We start from the raw sequence: 20,881 nt of genomic DNA, 5'->3' as shown, positions 1-20,881 counted from the left end.
ACCTCTGGATTGTTCAAAACTAAGGGTTAATCCTGCCTGTCGATCGCTGCTGAAGCTCATTTTACGACTCGCGCGACACGTGATGGCAGATAGTATATCAAAGGCTTGCTGCTGAATTGATTCAGGTCAGACAACTTTTCACTATTTTTTGCAGCAATGTTAGCGTTACGTCATCCCTGCCGTATCGATTTGATTCATTTAAGTTAAAAACCTAAAGAATCCTCTCTCTCGAACGGTACCACAGAACAGGGATCCTGATGGATAATTACGTCTGACCCGGGAAATTCTTTGCGTAACGCCTTCTCAACCTGATCGGCTACCCGATGCGCCTGCACCAGTGGCAGCTGATCTTCCAGTTCCAGATGCAGCTGAATAAATTTGGTCGGCCCGGACTGACGGGTTCGCAGATCGTGAACGCCCTGCACCTGCGGCCAGTTTGTCGCAAGCGTCAGGATTTGCTGCCGTTCCTCTTCCGGTAACGCGCGATCCAGCAATGACTGAACTGCCTCGTAGCCCATACGCAGTGCGCTGTAGAGAATAAAAATACCAATGCCCAGCGCAAACAAGGCATCCGCCCGGGCAAAGCCATAGCTGCTCAGCACCAGCGCAATCAAAATAGCGCCATTCATGATGACGTCGGACTGATAGTGCAGCATGTCAGCCCGGATCGCCTGGCTGCGGGTTTTACGAACCACCCAGCGCTGAAAGGCCACCAGCACCAGCGTTGAGCTCAGCGCCACCACGGTCACTACAATACCGACGCCGGGCGCCCGCAACTCATTGGGCGTCGCCAGATGCTGCAGGCCGGTCAGAAACAGAAACAGCGCCGACCCGGAAATAAACATACTTTGCGCCAGCGCTGCCAGCGACTCCGCTTTGCCGTGCCCGAAAGTATGATCTTCGTCAGCGGGCTGCAGTGCATAACGCACCACCAGCAGATTGGTCAGCGAGGCGGCGATATCCACCAGTGAATCCACCAGAGAGGCCAGTAAACTCACCGAACCGGTGTACCACCAGGCAAAAATTTTCACGAGCAACAGCACAGACGCAAGAATGGTCGCGCCGAGCGCAGCACGCTTTACCAGTCGGCCATAAGAGGGTTGCATGCCAGGTTCCCTGTGCGGCATCAGTGATGATGCGCACCAAAATGAATGAATGGCTCAAGTTTAACATCGGGAGGCGGGCACTGCTTAGCGGGTCGATCAACGGATCAGGCTTTTTTGGGAAGGCGCGACAGGTACAAAAAAACAAGCCCCGACCTCTGTGGGAGGTCGGGGCAAAGTGTCATACACATCAGTACCAGGCCACATTCAGGCCCAGGTCTGGGCTGAGAAAGGGGCGGCGACTACTTTTTGCCGCCTTTTTTCCCGGCTTCTGATGCTTTTTCACGATCGTTTTTGAAATTTCCGCCGCCGCTACTCTGGCCGCCTTTCTTACCGGCTTCAGACGCTTTTTGCGGATTATCTGCGAAATTACCTGAACCACCACGATGCTCTGCCATAACTTACTCCGTTAATAGATTCATTCAGGACTACATAATGTGGTTGCTGCTCCCTGAGACTTCGCAAAGACACTTAACTTCCCTGCAGTGACAGGATTAAGTGTAGAGGGTGTGCCTGAACCGGCAAGCGTAACGCGGGGGGATTTATCTCATTGAAAAATATAATTAAATCTTTCTATACCTGCCTGTAATTCATTCACTTTCAGTGAGTTATAATATTTAACAGGCGGTAAAACCCTTACCGGTACGCTTAAATTTAAGTCATGACCTGAATAGTAAGAAATCGGTGAGACTTATCCATTAAAGCTCAACAAGCGCTAATCAAACAGGGGTTTTATTGCGTGGTGATGATTCCAGTCAAAATAAAAAAAAGTGAAAAAAAAGATAAAAAAAAACCCCCACCATCATGGCGGGGGAAGACAGGGATGTGTCTATGGCAAGGAAAACAGGGATACTATGTTACTGGTTACTGCTGGTACTACTCACTGCCTGCAGCGATGACGCTGACTGCAAATTCGAAAACTGTCGCAGCTCATTAAGTCGCCGCTGGTAATTCTGCTGTAACGCCGACTGCTGGGCTGGCGTTAGCAGCTGGAACATTTGATTCTGTACACGCGCCATCTCGACCTGCTGTTCAACCTGAACTCTGGCGATCACTTCCGCCTTCTCGCGGATGGCCGCTTCGTTAAACTGGTCTGCAGTCACTAACTCATGTAGTGCTGCGATATCGTCAATATGGACGACCGGGCGCTCATGTCGGGCCTGTTGCATCAGGTCTCGCATCTGCTGACGTTGCTCTTCAGTCAGTTCGATGCCATCGAACATGTGGCTTTGCGGATTTTGCGTCATACTGCCTGTCGGCAATCCGCCATGATGCATCTCGTCAATCGTCGTCGCATCTTTAGCACCTGCGCTGGCGACACTCAGAGCCATCGCTGAGGCAAGGACGACGGCGGTTAATTTGCGCATCGTGTACTCCAGTTCGTTCCGTTTTGCGATTCAACGAGAGCCAGTGTACGGCGACAGCTGCAAACATCCGTCAGGGGGTGTAAAACTACGTAAAGCGATGGATAGGTGCGCCAGGAACACGGTATTTTGCCTGCGGAGGGCTACAAAAATGAATAAAATCCTGTTGGTAGATGACGATCGCGAATTAACTTCGCTTTTAAAAGAACTGTTAGAAATGGAAGGGTTTGAAGTGGTGGTAGCCAGCGATGGTGAACAAGCGCTGAACCTGCTCGATAACTCAATTGATCTGCTTTTACTGGATGTCATGATGCCGAAGAAAAACGGTATCGACACCCTGAAAGAACTGCGTCAGCAACATCAAACTCCCGTCATCATGCTAACGGCGCGCGGCAGCGAGCTGGATCGCGTACTGGGCCTCGAACTGGGCGCAGATGACTATCTGCCTAAACCGTTTAACGATCGTGAACTGGTGGCGCGTATCCGCGCTATTCTGCGGCGCTCAAACTGGAGTGAACAGCAGCAGCAACACGATAATAGCTCGCCCACGCTGGAAGTGGACTGCCTGCGTCTCAATCCCGGCCGTCAGGAGGCCAGTTTTGATGATGTGACGCTGGATTTGACCGGCACGGAGTTCACCCTGCTCTATCTGCTGGCGCAGCATCTGGGCCAGGTGGTGTCGCGTGAGCACCTGAGTCAGGAAGTGCTGGGCAAACGCCTGACGCCTTTTGACCGCGCTATTGATATGCATATCTCCAATCTGCGTCGCAAGCTGCCTGAACGCCGTGACGGCCATCCCTGGTTCAAAACCTTACGTGGCCGCGGCTATCTGATGGTTTCGGCATCATGATTGGAAGTCTGACCACCCGTATCTTCGCCATCTTCTGGTTGACGCTGGCGCTGGTGTTGATGCTGGTGCTAATGGTGCCCAAGCTCGATTCACGACAGATGACCTCGCTGCTGGAGAGTGAACAGCGGCAGGGCATCATGATTGAGCAACACGTCGAAGCAGAGCTGTCACAGGATCCCCCCTAACGATCTGATGTGGTGGCGTCGTCTGTTTCGGGCAGTGGAAAAGTGGGCACCGCCGGGTCAGCGGCTGCTGTTAGTGACGAGTGAAGGTCGGGTGATCGGCGCGCAACATAACGAAATGCAGGTTATCCGCAATTTTATCGGCCAGTCTGACAATGCCGATCATCCGCAGAAGAAGAAATATGGTCGTGTTGAGCTGGTAGGGCCTTTCGCCGTTCGGGATGGCGAAGATAACTACCAGCTTTACATGATTCGTCCCGCCAACAGTTCCCAGCTCGATTTCGTGAATCTGCTGTTTGACCGTCCCCTATTACTGCTTATCGTCACCATGCTCATCAGCTCACCGCTGCTGCTCTGGCTCGCCTGGAGCCTGGCACGTCCGGCACGTAAGCTGAAATATGCTGCCGACGAAGTCGCAAGTGGAAACCTGCGTCAGCATCCGGAACTGGAATCGGGCCCACAGGAGTTTCTGGCGGCGGGTTCCAGCTTTAACCAGATGGTCAGTGCGCTGGAGCGGATGATGACCGGTCAGCAACGTCTGTTATCAGATATCAGCCATGAGCTTCGTACCCCGCTCACCCGCTTGCAACTGGCTACCGCGCTGCTGCGTCGGCGCCAGGGTGAAGGCAAAGAGCTGGGCCGCATTGAGATGGAAGCACAGCGTCTTGATGGCATGATTAACGATCTGCTGGTGCTGTCGCGCACCCAGCATAAAAATGCGCTGGTCAGCGAAGCGATGAAGGCGAATCAGTTGTGGAATGGGGTGCTGGAAGATGCCCGTTTCGAAGCGGAGCAGATGGGCAAGAAGATGGATATCCCCTATCCGCCTGGCCCGTGGCCGCTTTATGGTAACCCCCATGCGCTGGAGAGTGCGCTGGAAAATATCGTACGCAATGCGCTGCGCTATTCCCACACCCATATCAGCGTCAGCTTCTCCGTCGATATTTCCGGCATCACGGTACACGTTGATGACGATGGTCCAGGCGTGAGTCCGGAAGATCGTGAACAGATTTTCCGGCCTTTCTACCGTACCGATGAAGCACGCGATCGCGAATCAGGCGGCACCGGTCTTGGCCTGGCGATTGTTGAAACGGCAGTGCAGCAACATCGCGGCTGGGTTAAAGCGGATGACAGCCCATTGGGCGGCCTGCGTCTGACCCTCTGGTTGCCGCTCTACTCCTCCGCTCGTCAATAATTTGTTATGCTTCGGCCCCTGTCATCGGGGGCCTTATGCTTAACATTGTCTTGTTTGAACCAGAAATTCCGCCGAATACCGGCAATATCATCCGCCTGTGTGCCAATACTGGCTTTCAGCTTCATCTGATTCAGCCGCTTGGTTTTGCCTGGGATGACAAGCGTTTACGCCGCGCCGGGCTGGATTACCACGAATTTACTGCCATTAAATTCCACGCCGACTATCAGGCGTTTATCGCCTCAGAGTCGCCTGAGCGTCTGTTTGCGCTGACGACCAAAGGTACGCCCGCACACAGTGCCGTAGCGTACCAGGCTGGCGATTATCTGCTGTTTGGCCCGGAGAGCCGTGGACTTCCGGCTGAGATCTTAGCGGCGTTACCGGCTCAGCAGAAAATCCGTATCCCGATGAAAGCGGAAAGCCGCAGTATGAATTTGTCGAACGCCGTCTCGGTGGTGGTCTATGAAGCGTGGCGCCAGCTTGATTATGCGGGCGCGCTGATTAAAGACTAGATGCCGTCGCCAAACTGAAAACCCGCCAGGCTGCCATTAAAGTGCTGATCCATATCCATCGACGGCTTTTCACTGCCTGGCTTACCAACGATTCGCGCGGGTACGCCTGCTGCAGTGGTGTGCGGCGGCACGGGCTGTAACACTACGGATCCGGCACCGATTTTGGCTCCCTTGCCAACTTCAATATTGCCCAGGACTTTCGCACCGGCACCAATCATCACCCCTTCACGGATTTTCGGGTGACGATCGCCGCTGGTTTTGCCGGTTCCGCCCAGCGTAACCGATTGCAGGATCGAGACATCATTCTCAACCACGGCGGTTTCACCAATCACAATGCCTGTGGCATGGTCGAGCATGATGCCGTGGCCGATGTTGGCGGCGGGATGAATATCGACGGCAAAGGAGACGGAAATTTCATTCTGCAGATAAACCGCCAGCGCGCGCCGGCCTTCATTCCACAGCCAGTGACCAATGCGGTAGGCCTGTAAGGCGTGAAAACCTTTGAGGTAGAGCAGCGGCGTGGAGTATTTATCGACTGCCGGGTCACGCTGGCGCACCGCCTGAATATCGTACGCCGCTGACATAATCATCGACGGATCTTCACGGTAGGCTTCTTCAACGATTTCACGAATGGCGATGGCGGGCATAATCGGGTTAGCCAGCTTTGTTGGCCAGCATATAACTCAGTGCACTACCGAGATTTTCATGCTTGAGCAATGTCGCGTGGAAGAAGCTGGCCAGCATCGGCTCACAATCAGCCAGGGCGCGCGCTTCTGCTTTGATATTATTCCAGACCAGTTCTAACTCATCAGACGACATTGCTGTTTTCTCCCGATAAAAAAAGCGCCTGAATGGGCGCTGCAGGTGATGATGCTACGCGTCCTGCGTTAGCCAGTGCTGTTTTCGTCCTTCCTTGTTCGTCCCAGCAGACTCAATGCTGCATCTCTCGCCGGTTTTTCGCAATACAGCACCTGATAAATCTGCTCGGTGATCGGCATTTCCACACCAAAACGGGCAGCCAATGCTTTGACTTCTTTGGTGTTTCTGTAGCCTTCTACAACTTGTCCGATAATGCGTTGCGCGCTATCTGCATCCTCGCCCTGGCCCAGCATCATGCCAAAACGACGGTTACGCGACTGATTATCGGTACAGGTCAGCACCAGATCGCCCAGACCCGCCATCCCCATAAAGGTGGTGGGATCGGCACCCAGCGCGGCGCCCAGCCGGCTCATTTCAGCCAGACCACGGGTGATCAGTGCGGTACGCGCATTCGCGCCAAAACCAATCCCGTCAGAGATCCCGGCACCGATAGCAATCACGTTTTTTTACCGCGCCGCCCAGCTGTACGCCGATGAAGTCAGGGTTGTTATAAACGCGGAAGCTCTTACCGCAGTGCAGCTTCTGCTGCAGATCCTCAGCAAACTGCGCATCCGTTGCGGCCAGCGCGATAGCCGTCGGTAATCCGGCTGCCAGCTCTTTCGCAAAGGTCGGTCCGGAGATTACAGCCAGCGGAATGTCATCGCCGACAATTTCCCGCGCCACATCCTGCAGCAGACGTCCGGTCTCTTTTTCCAGCCCTTTGGTCGCCCAGACAATACGCGAGTCGGATCGCAGATGAGGCTTGATCTGCTGCAGCACCTCGCCAAACACATGACTCGGCACCACGATCAATAAATCGCGGCTGGCAGCAATAGCTTTGGTCAGATCAGGTTCAAGAGAAAGATGGTCGGGGAACGGGACATCAGGCAGGAAAGCGGTGTTGCAACGGTCACTCTGAAGCTGCGCCAGATGCGCCGGGTTATGTCCCCACAACAGCACCGGATGGCCGTTGCGGGCCAGCGTAATCGCCAAAGCGGTGCCGTATGAACCGGCACCGATGACGCTAATCGAAGCGTGAGTTGTCATCAGGCATCCTGATGTGGTTCAGCACCTTCTTCACCTTGCTGCTGCTGCAGGTAGTTCATGAACAGCGCATCAAAGTTAACCGGTGCCAGGTTCAGCTGCGGGAAGGTACCACGTGATACCAGGCTGGTAATGCATTCGCGTGCGTACGGGAACAGGATGTTCGGGCAGTATGCGCCCAGGCAATGTGCCATCTGCGTTCCTTCAATACCGCTGATGGTGAAAATACCGGCCTGCTGAACTTCACACAGGAAAGCGGTCTCTTCGCCCACGGTGGCGGTTACAGTCACACGAAGTACCACTTCGTAAACTTCGTCAGCCAGCTGAGAAGATGCAGTGTCCAGATCCAGTTTAACGTCCGGTTCCCACTCTTTCTGGAAAACCTGTGGTGCATTTGGCGCTTCAAAAGAGATGTCTTTGGTGAATACGCGCTGAATCTGGAATTGCATTTCGTTGGTGTTATGTTCTGACATGTGACCAAATCCTATGTATGAGATTGTCCGGCGTAAAATTACGCCTGCAGTAAGGGATCTAAACCTTCGCGATTATCGAGTGCGAATAAGTCGTCGCAGCCACCAATGTGCTGCGCATCAATAAAAATCTGAGGCACGGTGGTGCGGCCGCTACGCTTGATCATCTCTTCGCGTTTCGCCATGTCTCCATCAATGGGGATCTCCTGAAACGATACGCCTTTTTGCGTTAACAGCGCCTTCGCCCGATGGCAGTAAGGACAGGTCGCCTTGGTATACACTTCAACATTTGCCATGATCAGCACCTCTGTAAGATTATTTGCCGCGAACTAACGGCAGATTTTCGCCGCTCCAGCCACTGATACCATCTTTCAGCACTGAAACCCGCTCAAAGCCGGCCGCGCTGAGATGCGCAGCAGAATCACCCGCGCTTTGTCCGGTTGCACACACCACAATTATGGGCTGCGCTTTATGCTTTGCCAGTTCGTCGATGTTGCCTTTTTTTAATCTCAGCGGCTGCGACATTCAGCGCACCTGAAATATGGCCTCTGCGGAAATCGTCGCGCGAACGCACGTCTACAACTACCGCGTCCTCTTTGTTAATCAGGCGGGTTGCTTCACCGCGGCTGATCGTTTTTACCTTAGAGAACATTCCTTTAACGGTAGTCACAATCACCAGAACGAGTAAAACGACCCATGCCAGACTCAGGATGGGGTGATTGCTTGCAAACTGCATAATTTCTTGCATGAGGGGTAACGACTCCAGACCGGGCTAATAAGCTAAAACAAGGGTTCTGAGTATACCTGCGCCACTTCGCATGTACAGATGCTATGCGGCCAGAGTATCGATTTGTGCTTCATTTTCCAAAAAAAAGTGGCTGAATAGCAAAAATGGCGTAAGGCTTAATCCATGTCATTGTGAAAGTGGACATAACTGGAAAAGCAAATGCCAGTGGGGAGCACTGGTAAGCGGCGGTTCATCGTGGAATAATCATTGGCCTATGAAGGGAAAAACAACCGTTTCGCACACAAGGACCCGTCCCAACGGCGATAACCTGCCGTTGTTCACACACTTGTCCAGCCTCTCCCTTAGCCTGCTTTGTGCGGGGGGCACTGTTATTGCCTGCCGCCGCCGTTAGTGCAGAAGACAGCAAATCTCAGCTGCAATCTATTCAGCAAAACATCGCTGAAAAAGAGAAAAGCGTTAAAGCGCAAAAGCTTCAGCGCAGCAAATTACTGGATCAGTTGCAGAGCCAGGAAAAAATCATCGCTCAGGCGAGCCGTCAGTTGCGTGACACCCGCAATAGCCTCAACGCCCTGAATGATGAAATCAAACAGCTTGCCACCTCCATCGCCCGCCTTGAAAAACAGCAAACCCAACAGGAAAACCTGCTTTCAGAGCAGCTTGATGCGGCGTTTCGTCAGGGTAAGCACAACGGTGTACAGCTGTTGATGGGCGGTGAAGAGAGTCAGCGCAGCGAGCGTATTCTGGCCTATTTCGGCTATCTGAATGCGGCGCGCCAGAAAAGTATCGAATCGCTGCAACAGACGCGTCAGGATTTGGCTCAGCAACGCGCCACGCTGGAGCAGAAGCAACAGCAGCAGAAAGGCTTATTAGCGCAGCAGCAGGGCCAGCAGCAGAAGCTGCAACAGGCGAGCGAAGCGCGGAAAAAAACCCTGACGACACTGGAAAGCGCGCTGGAAAAAGATCAGGCCGATCTGGTCGAGATGCGTCAGAACGAAAGCCGTCTGCAGGATAAGATCGCCCGTGCGGAACGCGAGGCGCGCGAGCGCGCCGCCCGTGAAGCGCGTGAGGCGGAAAAAGTGCGTCAGCGTCAGGCGCAGGCGAAAGCCAAAGGCTCCAGCTATCAGCCGACTCAGAGCGAACGCGAACTGGTGGCGCGCACCGGTGGACTCGGTCGCGCCGGCGGGCAGGCCTTGTGGCCGGTACGCGGACGCATTGAACATCGCTTTGGTGAACAGCTGCAGGGTGAACTGCGCTGGAAAGGACTGGTGATTGATGCGCGCGAAGGTACCGAGGTGAAAGCTATCGCCGATGGCCGCGTGCTGATGGCCGACTGGTTACAGGGCTACGGCCTGGTGGTCGTGCTGGAACATGGTAAAGGCGATATGAGCCTGTATGGCTACAACCAAAGTGCGCTGGTGAGCGTGGGTACGCAGGTGAAGGCAGGACAGCCTATCGCACTGGTGGGCACCAGTGGTGGCCGCGGTACCCCGTCGCTCTATTTTGAAATCCGACGTCAGGGACAGGCCGTCAATCCACTCCCGTGGTTAGGAAAATAGGTTTTGCTGCAACTTCGAAAAATCCCCGTTCTGTTGAGCGCCCTGCTGTTCAGCTACGCTGCGCAGGCGGGCAAACTGGCCATTGTCATCGATGACGTAGGCTATCGCCCTGCCGAAGAGAACAAGGTCCTGCAGATGCCGCAGGCCATTTCAGTGGCGGTTTTGCCCAACGCGCCACATGCCCGTGAAATGGCCACCAAAGCGCACCAGAGTGGTCACGAAGTGTTGATCCATCTGCCCATGGCGCCGCTGAGCAAGCAGCCGCTGGAAAAAGATACCTTAACGCCGGAGATGAGCAGCGAAGAAGTTACCCGCATCATGCGCAATGCGGTTAACAACGTGCCTTATGCCGTAGGTCTGAACAACCATATGGGCAGCAGGATGACCTCCAGCCTGCCCGGCATGCAGAAAGTGATGCAGGCGCTGAACCACTACAATCTCTACTTTCTGGATAGCATGACCATCGCTAACAGTCAGGCTGTTCCTGCCGCACAGGGCACCCAGGTCAGGGTATTAAAACGCCGGGTATTTCTGGATGACAGCCAGGATATTAATGCCATCCGCCAGCAGTTCAGTCGGGCGGTGAAACTGGCGCAGCGCGACGGTTACGCCATTGCCATTGGTCATCCCCACCCTAACACCGTGCGGGTGCTGCAGCAGATGTTACCCACATTGCCAGCCGACGTTACGCTGGTTCGCCCCAGTCAGTTGCTGAACGAATCACTGCACAGCAACTCACGGCCGCCTGTGTCGCCGGCAAAACCGGCGACACCGCGCTTCCAGCCTGCAGACCTGTGTAAACCGAAACAGCCGCTGGCGCCGGTTCCTGCCACCCGAGCCTTAGCGGTAATAGCGGAAAGCGTGAATAACAGTCCGCTGTTTAACACGCTAAAAAATCTGTTCTGAATTTGCTATGAATGCTAAGTGTTCAGCTTAGCGTTCATTTATACGCAGAAATTACTATAATCCTGGGTCGGGCGATAACGTGCTGTGCGGGAACAGTGATAGGGATGACGATTATTAAACAAAAAATCCTGCTGCTGGATAACGGCAGAGAGTGGGGCGGCGGCACCAACAGTATGCTGGAGCTGTTGAAGCGTATCGATCGTCAAAAGTTTGATATCACCTGCTGCTTCTATCACAACTACAGCCGTGGCAACGACGAAACCATTGAGGCCACGCTGAATGCGCTGGCTATCCCGGTCTTTTTTTATTCCGCAAATCAGGCAGCCACGCTGGGCAAAGTTTGTTAAAGAAGTCGCGCGGGCACTGCTGTTTTTTAATAAAAAGCTCAAGAAGCGCGCCATCGATCAGATTGATACACACTGGCGCATTATGCCCAATGCCAGCAAAATCAATTCACTGCTGCAGCTGGGGAAGTTTGACACGCTCTATATGAATAACCAGCCCAGCACCAATGTGGAAGGTTATCTGGCGGCGCGCAGCCTGGATGTTGCGGTAGTGCAACACTGCCGTATCGATCCGGTTCTGGAACCGCGGCTGGTCAGCATGGTTAATCAGGATTGCCAGGCGATCATTGCGGTGTCGCAGGGCGTGAATAACACCCTGCGCAGCCACGGTGTTGACGCGGAACGCTGTTTTACCGTCAATAACGCTATCGACATCCACCAGCCTCTGCCCGACCGCCTTGAAGTACGCCAGCGCTTTAAACTCTCCCCTTCGACCTTTGTGTTCGGCACGATTGGCTCGCTGATATTGCGTAAATCTAATCACCATATTCTGCAGGCGCTGGGCCGTTTTAAACGCGCTAATCCCGATGCCGACTGGAAGATGGTGGTGGTCGGAGCGGGTCCGGAACTTCAGCATCTGCTGCAACTCGCTACTGCAGAGAACATCCAGCAGCACGTGGTCTTTACCGGCTTTCAGAACAACGCGCTGGATTACCTCACTGCCTTTGATGCGTTTATTCTTGCCTCACGCAGTGAGGGATTACCAAGGGTTGTGCTGGAGGCGATGCTGGTGAATACCGCCGTAGTGGGATCCCGCGTGGTCGGTACTGCCGAATTGATCAGTCATGACGAAACCGGGCTGCTGTTTGACTATGGCAACGTGGTGCAACTGACCCAGCATCTGACCGCGCTGTGGCAGGATGCGGATTTACGTCAACGCCTGATCAATGCGGCAGCGAAACGCGTACGTGAACAGTACGCTATTGAAACTTATATCAGCGGCGTCGAGAATATTTTGCAAAGCGTCGTGAAAAAGAAACCTCATGCTTAATTTTTTAAATCCCCGTTATCGCCATATCAGGGCGAGTCATAACCTGCCTTATTCGCAGAAAGAGGTTCAGGGCACTGTACCGGTCACTTCTGTCGTGATCCCCTGCACCGGCGTCGACTATATTGAAGAAGCCCTGCTCAGTGCCGATTTTGCAGCGCGCTTTGCGACAGGGGCTGAAGAGATCGTAATTGTCAGCGATCAGCCGGCTCACGCCTTTGGCAGCCTGCCAGTAAAAACCCGTGTCGCTACGCTGGATGTCCCGCATCGGGAAGAGAGTTATCGCTACAAGCAGATCTATCGCAGTCGTTTGATTAAATTGCAGGCGCCCTTACAGTCTAAAGGCGACGGCATTCTGATGATCGATTCCGACCTCAATCTGCTTAAGATGCCGGAGATCATGATGAAGCCCGGCCATCTCTATTCCAGTTTTCGTCAGGGGAAAATGATTGCCAAGCTGGCTGATGCGCCGGAAGAGGCGATCCCCGCCTACTACCCGCACAGTATCCGGCCCTGGCTGGTGGATCACGTGAATGGGGCTTACCTGGCTGCCACCCGTGAAGTCTGGCAGCGCATTTCGCCGCTGTGGCTGACGCTGTTTAATGATACCTGGAATTTAATGAACGACAGCCAGCCGCCTACTGACCAGCTGCCGCTCGCGGTGTTGCTGGACATGCTGGATATTAAAACCGTCAATCTGGGCGAATGGGCTAACTGGCCGGTCTCAAAGAAAATTGGCGGTCAGTCGGCGGTGATCCCGCCTGAAGTGGTAGGTGCACATGGCGGCTTTCCGCTGTCGGAATGGCAAAAATACCTCGCCGATCCGCAACAGCCGCTGAACTTTAAAGGTCAGGACTACACGCGCAAAGTGCGCTACCTGACCGATGAAGAGAAAAAACAAAGCTAATCATGCGGCCGCCCTGGCGGCCGTTGTTTTAATCCCAGCTCAGTATCACTTTTCCCGAGCGTCCTGAACGCATCTCATCAAAGCCCTGCTGGAAATCGTCGATTCCATAGCGATGGGTAATAACCGGCGTTAAATCAAGCCCGGACTGGATCAGCGCCGCCATTTTATACCAGGTTTCAAACATCTCCCGGCCATAAATGCCCTTGATAAAAAGCCCTTTGAAGATCACCTGGTTCCAGTCGATCGCCATTTCACCCGGCGGGATGCCCAGCAGTGCAATCCGCCCTCCGTGATTCATTACATCCAGCAATGAACGGAAGGCAGGCGGTGCACCAGACATCTCCAGCCCGACATCGAATCCTTCTGTCATGCCCAGCGAGTGCATCACGTCTCGCAGATCCTCATTCGCCACATTGACCGCGCGCGTGACGCCCATTTTGCGCGCCAGTGACAGACGATACTCATTGATGTCCGTGATCACCACGTTACGTGCGCCGACATGGCGACAGACCGCGGCGGCCATGATGCCGATAGGACCCGCGCCGGAGATCAGTACATCCTCACCCACCAGATCGAACGATAGCGCGGTATGCACGGCGTTGCCAAATGGATCAAAGATTGCCGCCAGCTCATCGGAAATGTTGTCGGGAATTTTGAACGCATTGAAGGCCGGGATAACCAGATACTCCGCAAAGCAGCCCTGGCGGTTAACGCCTACACCCATTGTGTTACGGCATAAATGCGTTCGCCCGGCACGGCAATTACGGCAATGTCCGCAGGTGATGTGCCCTTCGCCCGAGACCCGATCGCCAATCGTAAAGCCTTTCACTTCCTGTCCTATCGCAACCACTTCCCCCACATATTCATGACCGACAATCATCGGTACCGGAATGGTTTTGCGCGACCAGTCATCCCAGTTGTAGATATGGACATCGGTACCGCAGATAGCGGTTTTGCGAATCTTAATCAGCAAATCGTTGTGGCCCGGCTCCGGAACTGGCGCATCGGTCACCATCCAGATGCCCGTTTCCTTCTTCAGTTTGGCGAGTGCTTTCATGACGGACTCCTCAGGCGATAACGCCCAGTTGTTTGCCGATACGGGTAAAGGCCGCCACCGCACGTTCCAGCTGTTGCTGGGTATGCGCCGCAGAGATTTGGGTGCGAATGCGTGCCTGACCTTTTGGCACCACCGGATAGAAGAAGCCGGTAACGTAGATGCCTTCCTGTTGCAGCAGGCGGGCGAACTCCTGGGCGACGCTGGCTTCACCCAGCATCACCGGGATAATGGCGTGATCGGCTCCCGCCAGCGTAAAGCCCGCCGCCGTCATCTGCTCCCGGAAGTAACGGGCGTTGTCCCACAGACGCTGACGCAGCCCGTCGCCTTCACTGAGCAGATCAAGCACCCGCAGCGAGGCGGCAACAATGGCCGGGGCCAGCGAGTTAGAGAACAGATAGGGACGGGAACGCTGGCGCAGCCACTCCACCACTTCTGCTTTTGCGGCGGTGTAGCCACCGGAGGCGCCACCCAGCGCTTTACCCAGCGTGCCGGTAATGATGTCGACCCGGCCCATCACATCGCAATATTCATGGGTTCCGCGTCCGGCGTTCCCGACAAAGCCCACCGCATGGGAATCATCCACCATCACCAGCGCAGAGAACTCGTCGGCCAGATCGCAGATAGCGGGCAGATTCGCAATCACCCCATCCATTGAGAAGACCCCATCGGTGGCGATCAGAATATGACGCGCGCCTTTATCGCGCGCTTCCTGCAAGCAGGCGCGCAGCTGCGCCATATCGTTATTGGCATAGCGGTAACGCTGCGCTTTGCACAGCCGGACGCCATCGATAATGGAAGCGTGGTTCAGTGCATCAGAGATGACGGCATCCTGCGCATCGAGCAGGGTTTCAAACAGACCGCCATTGGCATCGAAACAGGAGGAGTAAAGAATGGCATCCTCCATGCCGAGAAAGTCTGCCAGCCGCTTTTCCAGCTGCTTATGACTATCCTGCGTGCCGCAAATAAAGCGCACCGACGCCATACCAAAACCATGCGAATCCATCCCCTCTTTCGCCGCCTGAATCAGCGCCGGATGGTTCGCTAAACCTAAGTAGTTATTGGCACAGAAGTTAATCACCGCCGGGTTATCGCCAACCGCGATCTCCGTCTGCTGGGCAGAGGTGATGATCCGCTCCTGTTTAAACAGTCCTTCCTGACGTGCATCATCAAGTTGCTGACGAAGTTGTTGATAAAATTGCGCAGGCATCATTGCTCTCCTCAGATGGCAAAAATCTGGCATATCTTACTGAACAGGCCGCTTCTTCACGATAAATCGCCCAACAGAATGTCATTTTTGCAGCATAGTTCACGCCACAAGGATGTACGCACAAAGCGTTACAGAGTCATCTGGCTGTCTGCACCCTGATGAAATGTTATGATGTGAGGTATTCGTGTGTGAAACCTCCTGTTTCACCCCACAACGTTGAAGGTAACAACATGATTATCGTAACTGGCGGCGCAGGAATGATTGGCAGCAACATCGTCAAAGCGCTGAACGATCGCGGTCACACCGACATTCTGGTGGTGGATAATCTGAAGGATGGCACCAAGTTTGCCAATTTAGTCGACCTGGATATCGTCGATTACATGGACAAAGAAGAGTTCCTGATGAGCGTGATGGCGGGCGATGATTTAGGCCCGATCGAAGCGGTGTTCCATCAGGGCGCCTGCTCCTCCACCACCGAGTGGGATGGCAAGTACATGATGGAGAACAACTATCAGTACTCCAAAGAGCTGCTGCACTTCTGTCTTGAGCGCGAGATCCCGTTCCTCTACGCCTCTTCCGCAGCGACCTACGGCGGACGCAACGAGAATTTCATTGAAGAGCGTCAGTATGAGCAGCCGCTTAATGTTTATGGCTACTCTAAGATGCTGTTCGACCATTACGTCCGTCAGATGCTGCCGGAAGCGAACTCGCCGGTATGCGGCTTCCGCTATTTCAACGTCTATGGACCGCGTGAAGGCCACAAGGGCAGCATGGCAAGCGTGGCCTTCCATCTGAACACGCAGATCAGCAACGATGAAAATCCAAAACTGTTTGAAGGCAGCGACGGCTTTAAACGTGATTTCATCCACGTTGATGATGTTGCGGAAGTGAACCTGTGGTGCTGGGAAAATGGCGTCTCCGGGATTTACAACTGTGGCACAGGCCGCGCCGAGTCCTTCCAGGAAGTGGCTGACGCAGTACTGAAGTTCCACCAGAAAGGTCAGATCGAGTACATCCCGTTCCCGGAAAAACTCAAAGGACGGTACCAGGCCTATACTCAGGCCGATCTCACTAAGCTGCGTGCGGCCGGCTACGACAAGCCATTTAAAACGGTGGCGCAGGGCGTCGCTGACTATATGGTCTGGCTGAACCGTAACGCATAAAGGAAGCTGCTCCGGCGATGAAAATTCTGGTAATCGGCCCGTCGTGGGTCGGCGATATGATGATGTCGCAAAGTCTCTATCGCACCCTCAAGGCCGAACATCCCGATGCGGTGATTGACGTGATGGCACCTGCATGGTGCCGTCCGTTGTTGTCACGCATGCCGGAGGTGAATCAGGCGCTGGCGATGCCACTTGGGCATGGCGCGCTGGAAATCGGTGAGCGTCGCCGGTTGGGCAAAGTGCTGCGCGCCAGTCACTACGACCGTGCTTATGTGCTGCCTAACTCCTTCAAGTCGGCGCTGGTCCCCTTCTTTGCCGGAATAAAACGCCGCGTCGGCTGGCGCGGTGAAATGCGCTATGGCCTGCTGAATGATTTGCGCGTGCTGGATAAAGCCGCATTTCCACTGATGGTTGAGCGCTACGTTGCGCTGGGCTACGACACACCTGTTGCGTCGGCGGCGCAGCTGCCTCAGCCGCTGTTGTGGCCAAAACTGCAGGTTGAAGAGCAGGAAAAAATTGAAACGGCCGCACAGTTTCAGCTCGCCGCGACCCGTCCGGTCATCGGTTTTTGTCCGGGCGCTGAATTTGGTCCGGCCAAACGCTGGCCGCACTATCACTACGCCACGCTGGCCCGCCAGTTGATTGCTGAAGGCTTTCAGATCGTGCTGTTTGGCTCCGCCAAAGATCGCCCGACCGGCGAAGAGATTATCGCGGCGCTGCCCGAAGAGGCTCGCGGCCACTGCCGTAATCTGGCGGGTGAAACCCAGCTGGAACAGGCGGTGATTTTGCTGGCGCAATGCCGTGCCGTGGTCAGCAACGACTCCGGCCTGATGCATATCGCCGCGGCGCTGGATCGTCCACTGGTGGCACTCTATGGACCAAGCAGCCCTGACTTTACGCCGCCGCTGGCAAAGCAGGCGCGAATTATTCGCCTGATTACCGGCTATCACAAAGTGCGCAAAGGCGATGCCGAACAGGGCTATCACCAGAGCCTGATCGATATTCAGCCTGAACGTGTACATCAGACGCTGAGCGAACTGCTCGCGCCACAGGAGGTGCCATGCACGTCCTGATTGTTAAAACCTCATCAATGGGCGATGTGCTGCATTCGCTCCCGGCACTGACCGATGCAATGCATGCCATTCCCGGCATCCGTTTCGACTGGGTAGTGGAAGAGAATTTCGCACAGATCCCTGGCTGGCATCCCGCAGTAGATAAGGTGTTACCGGTTGCGATTCGCCGCTGGCGCAAACACTGGTTTGGCAGTCAGCAGCGTGAAGAGCGCGTGCTGTTTAAGCGCGCGTTACAGTCACGTGAGTACGATATCGTGATTGATGCACAGGGCCTGATCAAAAGTGCCGCGCTGGTCACCCGCTTATCGAAAGGGGTGAAACATGGGCAGGACAGCCGCAGCGCGCGTGAGCCGTTCGCCAGTTGGTGGTATGACATCCGCCATGAGGTCAGTAAGCGACAGCACGCGGTTGAGCGGACGCGCGAACTGTTCGCCAAAAGCCTGGGCTATGAAAAACCGCAAAGTCAGGGTGACTACGCGATTGCCGGACACTTTCTGCATCATCTGCCCGCTGACGCACATCATTACCTGGTCTTTCTGCATGCCACAACGCGTGACAACAAGCATTGGCCGGAATCACACTGGCGACAGCTGATTGAGCAGATGCAGCCCAGCGGGTTGCGGGTGAAATTGCCCTGGGGTGCTGAACATGAGCATCAGCGTGCGCAGCGCCTTGCAGAAGGATTTGAGCATGTCGATGTACTGCCTAAGCTGACGCTGGAAGCGATAGCACAACAGCTGGCGGGCGCACGGGCGGTGGTCTCAGTGGATACCGGATTGAGCCATCTGACGGCGGCACTGGATCGCCCCAACCTCACGCTGTATGGTCCGACCGATCCTGGACTGATTGGCGGTTACGGGCAGAACCAACAGGCACTGAGCGCCCCGAATCATAATCTGGCGGAGCTGACTGCTGACACGGTGGCAGAGAAACTGCGGGCCGTTATTACGGAAAACATGCCATGAACTATGTGCTGATCTACCTGCTTCTGCTGCCTTTCCGGGCCATAATGCGGCTGTTTTACCGGCCAACCGGACGCAGCCTGATCATCCAGACGGCAAAGATTGGTGATTTTATTAATATCACCCCGATGCTGCGCGCACTGGGTCAGTCTGAGTTGCTGATCAGCAAAGCGGTGGAGCCGCTGGCGCGTCACGATGACACGGTCAGCCGCTATTTCCTGATTGAAGAGGCGAAGCGCAGCTTTTTTGCCAAACTGAAGCTCGCGTTCACTCTGATGAACCGCTATGACAACGTCTATCTGGTGCAGCCAAACAGCGTGAACCTGTTTTTCGCCGCGCTCTGCAACGCACCGAACAAGCAGTTTCTGCGCACCTATGTGCGTAAGTCCTACCATAAGACCTTCTATCGCAGCGCCAGCGGTATTGTCGACCACACCAAAACGGATTTAACGCTCGACAGCTACCTGAAGCTGATTAATCGTGACTACCGCTACACCGATTTCCCTAAGCATGCGACCTCACCGCTCTGGCAGCCGCCTGCGCCGCCCGCCGCGCTGCTTAATCCGCGCAGCGGTATTAAAATTGGCATCAGTATTTCTGCCGGTAACCGGGCTAAAACCATTCCTGCCAGCATCTGGCAGCAGCTGATGGCGTCGCTGGCTGACCTGCCCTGCACCTTTTATGTGTTTGGCCCACCGGCTGAGCAGCCGTGGCTGGATGAGTTACTGAGCCTGACCGGCCCGAAAGACAATATCGTCAGTCTGATTGGTGAGCTAAAACTGGAAGAGGTTCCGTGGGCCATTGCACAGATGGATTTCTACATCTCCTCTGACTCTGGCAATGCTTATATTGCGGATGCGCAGCAGATACCGGTGATCATGCTTTATGGCCCGTGTGAAGTCCGGGAACAGCGTCCGGTCAATAACGTTTTATTTATCGGACCGGATAATATTGCTGCGTCGACGTTCGTTTTTGCCACCCGTTTTCAGTTTGATCAGCCTGCTGAAAAATTATTCGGGCTGGATCACGATAAACTGACTAGAATACAAACGTTTATTACTCATAATCTGGAATAGTGAAGCGTAATGGCAATTACCCCTCTTGCTGAGGCCGTTCAGCAAAGTCAGCTGCTGGTTAACACGCTTGCTGACACGGATGATAATCCGGTTCATGTTGCGTTTGGCATCAACTACGCCTACGCGCGTGGCCTGGGCATTACGTTGTTTTCACTTCTCAGCCATCATCCTGATACCGCTTTCCACGCCCATGTTTTTTCAGACTCGCTTTGCGAAGAGGATGTGGAAAAACTGCGTTCACTGGCCACGGGCCATCGTCTGGCGATCACGCTGCATATCTTTAACCGTGCCTGGGTTGATCAGCTGCCTGCGGTCGGACGCTATCCCAAAAGTATCCACTACCGTTTCCTGATCCCGGAAACCGTGGCGAGCTACAGCGATCGGGTGATCTATATTGATGCTGACACCCTGGTGGTGGGCGACTACTCTCCCCTGTTCACGCTGGATATCACTGATTACACGCTGGCGGCCTGTAATGACACACCGCGGGCGCGACATAACCAGTGCGCAAGGCTGGGGCTGAAGCACCACCACTATTTCAACTCCGGCTTTATGCTGATTAATATTCCACGCTGGCTCGAAAGGCAGACCACCGCGCGCATTACCGACGTGCTGGTAACGCGGGGCGCAGAGTTTGGTTTTCCCGATCAGGATGCGCTGAATATCGTGCTGGAGGATGAGGTCCTGATCATGCCAGACCGCTATAACCACATTTACGACATCATCGCCAATAAAGTCTGGGATCACTCGGGCGTGCCTGAAGAGACGGTAATGATTCACTACACCGGTAAATGCAAACCCTGGCATGCATGGGCTGGCAGCGATCTTTCCCAGCGCTACTATAGCTATTACCAGCGCTCACCCTGGGCTTCACAACCGCTTGATACGCCAAAGCATTATAAAGAAATGAAGCGATTCGCCCGCGTAAAATGGCATCAGAAACAGTATGCTGAAAGCCTGAGCTGGATGATGAAGTATGTCAGTCTCAAGTTTTTTAAGCAGAGTGAGCAATAGCACACTCAGGTTTATCAGATTGATGCGGGCGCTGTTATTTCAGCGCCTGACTTTCCCGTCACTTATCCCGCCGGCTGTTTGCCACGACCTCTGTAATAACGACGCTGACAGCAAGCCAGCATAATAATCTGTTTACCTGCACGACCACATTGCGTAAAAAAAGCGCATATAGCGCATTATTATTGTCGGGCGTGGTTTTTAGTAAAGCAGGGATGCAACATCGTTTTATAATTGTGAACTCCCTGATTTCACTCTGCTGATTTGGAAATGATTTATGACGAGGCAACGCCTTTTCGCAGTGAATA

General features: G+C 54.3%; 16 protein-coding genes and 6 pseudogenes. 12 read left to right on the top strand and 10 right to left on the bottom strand.

Annotated elements, in window-relative coordinates; all coding sequences use genetic code 11:
* Positions 1 to 203 precede the first annotated feature (203 nt).
* The 3 genes from fieF to cpxP form a co-directional block, all read right to left on the bottom strand.
* Positions 204 to 1,106, bottom strand: coding sequence for a CDF family cation-efflux transporter FieF (gene fieF / locus JNO11_RS00380; protein ID WP_010672078.1), 903 nt, complete (start codon positions 1,104 to 1,106; stop codon positions 204 to 206).
* A gap of 239 nt (positions 1,107 to 1,345) precedes the next feature.
* On the bottom strand, positions 1,346 to 1,501 hold the full coding sequence (locus JNO11_RS00375; RefSeq protein WP_010258211.1) for a KGG domain-containing protein: 156 nt from the start codon (positions 1,499 to 1,501) through the stop codon (positions 1,346 to 1,348).
* Between the two features lie 459 nt (positions 1,502 to 1,960).
* The gene (gene cpxP, locus JNO11_RS00370; protein WP_010258214.1) at positions 1,961 to 2,470 is read right to left on the bottom strand and encodes a cell-envelope stress modulator CpxP; all 510 of its coding nucleotides are present in this window, start codon (positions 2,468 to 2,470) and stop codon (positions 1,961 to 1,963) included.
* A 148-nt stretch (positions 2,471 to 2,618) separates the two neighbouring features.
* On the opposite strand from cpxP, the gene cpxR reads away from it, so the two are divergent.
* The 3 genes and pseudogenes from cpxR (at position 2,619) to trmL (ending at position 5,203) form a co-directional block, all read left to right on the top strand.
* The gene (gene cpxR / locus JNO11_RS00365) at positions 2,619 to 3,317 is read left to right on the top strand and encodes an envelope stress response regulator transcription factor CpxR (RefSeq protein WP_009088062.1); all 699 of its coding nucleotides are present in this window, start codon (positions 2,619 to 2,621) and stop codon (positions 3,315 to 3,317) included.
* Positions 3,314 to 4,694, top strand: a pseudogene (cpxA, locus tag JNO11_RS00360) (envelope stress sensor histidine kinase CpxA). Before cpxR ends, cpxA begins: the two are co-directional and overlap by 4 nt.
* Positions 4,695 to 4,729: 35 nt before the next feature.
* Positions 4,730 to 5,203 carry a tRNA (uridine(34)/cytosine(34)/5-carboxymethylaminomethyluridine(34)-2'-O)-methyltransferase TrmL gene (gene trmL, locus JNO11_RS00355; protein WP_010258223.1) on the top strand — a complete coding sequence of 158 codons (474 nt, stop codon included), beginning with the start codon at positions 4,730 to 4,732 and terminating at the stop codon, positions 5,201 to 5,203.
* Here trmL and cysE read toward each other — a convergent pair.
* The 5 genes and pseudogenes from cysE to JNO11_RS00330 all read right to left on the bottom strand — a co-directional run bounded on the left by cysE (position 5,200) and on the right by JNO11_RS00330 (position 8,323).
* A pseudogene (gene cysE, locus JNO11_RS00350) lies at positions 5,200 to 6,022 on the bottom strand (serine O-acetyltransferase). The gene trmL and the pseudogene cysE overlap by 4 nt on opposite strands.
* A 68-nt stretch (positions 6,023 to 6,090) precedes the next feature.
* Positions 6,091 to 7,111: pseudogene (gene gpsA, locus JNO11_RS00345) on the bottom strand (NAD(P)H-dependent glycerol-3-phosphate dehydrogenase).
* Positions 7,108 to 7,578: a protein-export chaperone SecB gene (gene secB, locus JNO11_RS00340; protein WP_010258229.1), complete on the bottom strand. Its 471-nt coding sequence runs from the start codon at positions 7,576 to 7,578 to the stop codon at positions 7,108 to 7,110. The pseudogene gpsA and the gene secB overlap by 4 nt, the downstream one beginning before the upstream one ends.
* Before the next feature lie 38 nt (positions 7,579 to 7,616).
* Complete coding sequence (gene grxC, locus JNO11_RS00335; protein WP_010258231.1) at positions 7,617 to 7,871, bottom strand: glutaredoxin 3; 255 nt, start codon at positions 7,869 to 7,871, stop codon at positions 7,617 to 7,619.
* Positions 7,872 to 7,890: 19 nt separating this feature from the next.
* Positions 7,891 to 8,323: pseudogene (locus JNO11_RS00330) on the bottom strand (rhodanese-like domain-containing protein).
* A 253-nt stretch (positions 8,324 to 8,576) separates the two neighbouring features.
* On the opposite strand from JNO11_RS00330, the pseudogene envC reads away from it, so the two are divergent.
* From envC to JNO11_RS00310, 4 genes and pseudogenes are all read left to right on the top strand, one after another.
* Positions 8,577 to 9,879: pseudogene (gene envC, locus JNO11_RS00325) on the top strand (murein hydrolase activator EnvC).
* A gap of 3 nt (positions 9,880 to 9,882) precedes the next feature.
* Positions 9,883 to 10,785 (top strand): divergent polysaccharide deacetylase family protein, encoded by a 903-nt coding sequence (locus JNO11_RS00320; RefSeq protein WP_154210872.1) that lies wholly within the window; start codon positions 9,883 to 9,885, stop codon positions 10,783 to 10,785.
* 104 nt (positions 10,786 to 10,889) lie between these two features.
* Positions 10,890 to 12,120 (top strand): annotated as a pseudogene (locus tag JNO11_RS00315) (glycosyltransferase).
* The gene (locus JNO11_RS00310; protein WP_325176813.1) at positions 12,113 to 13,024 is read left to right on the top strand and encodes a hypothetical protein; all 912 of its coding nucleotides are present in this window, start codon (positions 12,113 to 12,115) and stop codon (positions 13,022 to 13,024) included. The pseudogene JNO11_RS00315 and the gene JNO11_RS00310 overlap by 8 nt, the downstream one beginning before the upstream one ends.
* Before the next feature lie 28 nt (positions 13,025 to 13,052).
* Here the strand turns inward: JNO11_RS00310 and tdh are convergent, their stop codons facing one another.
* Positions 13,053 to 14,081, bottom strand: coding sequence for an L-threonine 3-dehydrogenase (tdh, locus tag JNO11_RS00305; RefSeq protein ID WP_263056920.1), 1,029 nt, complete (start codon positions 14,079 to 14,081; stop codon positions 13,053 to 13,055).
* A 10-nt stretch (positions 14,082 to 14,091) separates the two neighbouring features.
* Positions 14,092 to 15,288, bottom strand: a complete 1,197-nt coding sequence (locus JNO11_RS00300) for a glycine C-acetyltransferase (RefSeq protein WP_010672085.1) — start codon at positions 15,286 to 15,288, stop codon at positions 14,092 to 14,094.
* Between the two features lie 230 nt (positions 15,289 to 15,518).
* Here JNO11_RS00300 and rfaD point away from each other — a divergent pair, with 230 nt between their 5' ends.
* From rfaD to JNO11_RS00275, 5 genes are read left to right on the top strand one after another with little or no spacing between them, the layout of a single operon-like run.
* The gene (gene rfaD / locus JNO11_RS00295) at positions 15,519 to 16,451 is read left to right on the top strand and encodes an ADP-glyceromanno-heptose 6-epimerase (protein WP_010258257.1); all 933 of its coding nucleotides are present in this window, start codon (positions 15,519 to 15,521) and stop codon (positions 16,449 to 16,451) included.
* Positions 16,452 to 16,468: 17 nt separating this feature from the next.
* Positions 16,469 to 17,524, top strand: a complete 1,056-nt coding sequence (gene rfaF, locus JNO11_RS00290) for an ADP-heptose--LPS heptosyltransferase RfaF (protein WP_010258260.1) — start codon at positions 16,469 to 16,471, stop codon at positions 17,522 to 17,524.
* Complete coding sequence (gene rfaC / locus JNO11_RS00285) at positions 17,512 to 18,489, top strand: lipopolysaccharide heptosyltransferase RfaC (protein ID WP_010258262.1); 978 nt, start codon at positions 17,512 to 17,514, stop codon at positions 18,487 to 18,489. Before rfaF ends, rfaC begins: the two co-directional genes overlap by 13 nt.
* A complete protein-coding gene (locus tag JNO11_RS00280; RefSeq protein ID WP_010258264.1) occupies positions 18,486 to 19,562 on the top strand; it encodes a glycosyltransferase family 9 protein in 1,077 nt (358 codons plus the stop codon). Before rfaC ends, JNO11_RS00280 begins: the two co-directional genes overlap by 4 nt.
* 9 nt (positions 19,563 to 19,571) lie before the next feature.
* Positions 19,572 to 20,576 (top strand): glycosyltransferase, encoded by a 1,005-nt coding sequence (locus tag JNO11_RS00275; RefSeq protein WP_325176812.1) that lies wholly within the window; start codon positions 19,572 to 19,574, stop codon positions 20,574 to 20,576.
* Positions 20,577 to 20,881: the final 305 nt, after the last annotated feature.

This window comes from Pantoea sp. 1B4 (assembly GCF_016925765.1).
Taxonomy (GTDB): domain Bacteria; phylum Pseudomonadota; class Gammaproteobacteria; order Enterobacterales; family Enterobacteriaceae; genus Pantoea; species Pantoea agglomerans.
This window is presented reverse-complemented; position numbering and strand designations above follow the sequence as displayed.

What these genes read in the sequence shown, in the direction of transcription:
- fieF (WP_010672078.1), bottom strand. Translation starts at nt 1,106, where the DNA reads ATGCAACCCTCTTATGGCCGACTGGTAAAGCGTGCTGCGCTCGGCGCG.
- JNO11_RS00375 (WP_010258211.1), bottom strand. Translation starts at nt 1,501, where the DNA reads ATGGCAGAGCATCGTGGTGGTTCAGGTAATTTCGCAGATAATCCGCAA.
- cpxP (WP_010258214.1), bottom strand. Translation starts at nt 2,470, where the DNA reads ATGCGCAAATTAACCGCCGTCGTCCTTGCCTCAGCGATGGCTCTGAGT.
- cpxR (WP_009088062.1), top strand. Translation starts at nt 2,619, where the DNA reads ATGAATAAAATCCTGTTGGTAGATGACGATCGCGAATTAACTTCGCTT.
- trmL (WP_010258223.1), top strand. Translation starts at nt 4,730, where the DNA reads ATGCTTAACATTGTCTTGTTTGAACCAGAAATTCCGCCGAATACCGGC.
- secB (WP_010258229.1), bottom strand. Translation starts at nt 7,578, where the DNA reads ATGTCAGAACATAACACCAACGAAATGCAATTCCAGATTCAGCGCGTA.
- grxC (WP_010258231.1), bottom strand. Translation starts at nt 7,871, where the DNA reads ATGGCAAATGTTGAAGTGTATACCAAGGCGACCTGTCCTTACTGCCAT.
- JNO11_RS00310 (WP_325176813.1), top strand. Translation starts at nt 12,113, where the DNA reads ATGCTTAATTTTTTAAATCCCCGTTATCGCCATATCAGGGCGAGTCAT.
- tdh (WP_263056920.1), bottom strand. Translation starts at nt 14,081, where the DNA reads ATGAAAGCACTCGCCAAACTGAAGAAGGAAACGGGCATCTGGATGGTG.
- JNO11_RS00300 (WP_010672085.1), bottom strand. Translation starts at nt 15,288, where the DNA reads ATGCCTGCGCAATTTTATCAACAACTTCGTCAGCAACTTGATGATGCA.
- rfaD (WP_010258257.1), top strand. Translation starts at nt 15,519, where the DNA reads ATGATTATCGTAACTGGCGGCGCAGGAATGATTGGCAGCAACATCGTC.
- rfaF (WP_010258260.1), top strand. Translation starts at nt 16,469, where the DNA reads ATGAAAATTCTGGTAATCGGCCCGTCGTGGGTCGGCGATATGATGATG.
- rfaC (WP_010258262.1), top strand. Translation starts at nt 17,512, where the DNA reads ATGCACGTCCTGATTGTTAAAACCTCATCAATGGGCGATGTGCTGCAT.
- JNO11_RS00280 (WP_010258264.1), top strand. Translation starts at nt 18,486, where the DNA reads ATGAACTATGTGCTGATCTACCTGCTTCTGCTGCCTTTCCGGGCCATA.
- JNO11_RS00275 (WP_325176812.1), top strand. Translation starts at nt 19,572, where the DNA reads ATGGCAATTACCCCTCTTGCTGAGGCCGTTCAGCAAAGTCAGCTGCTG.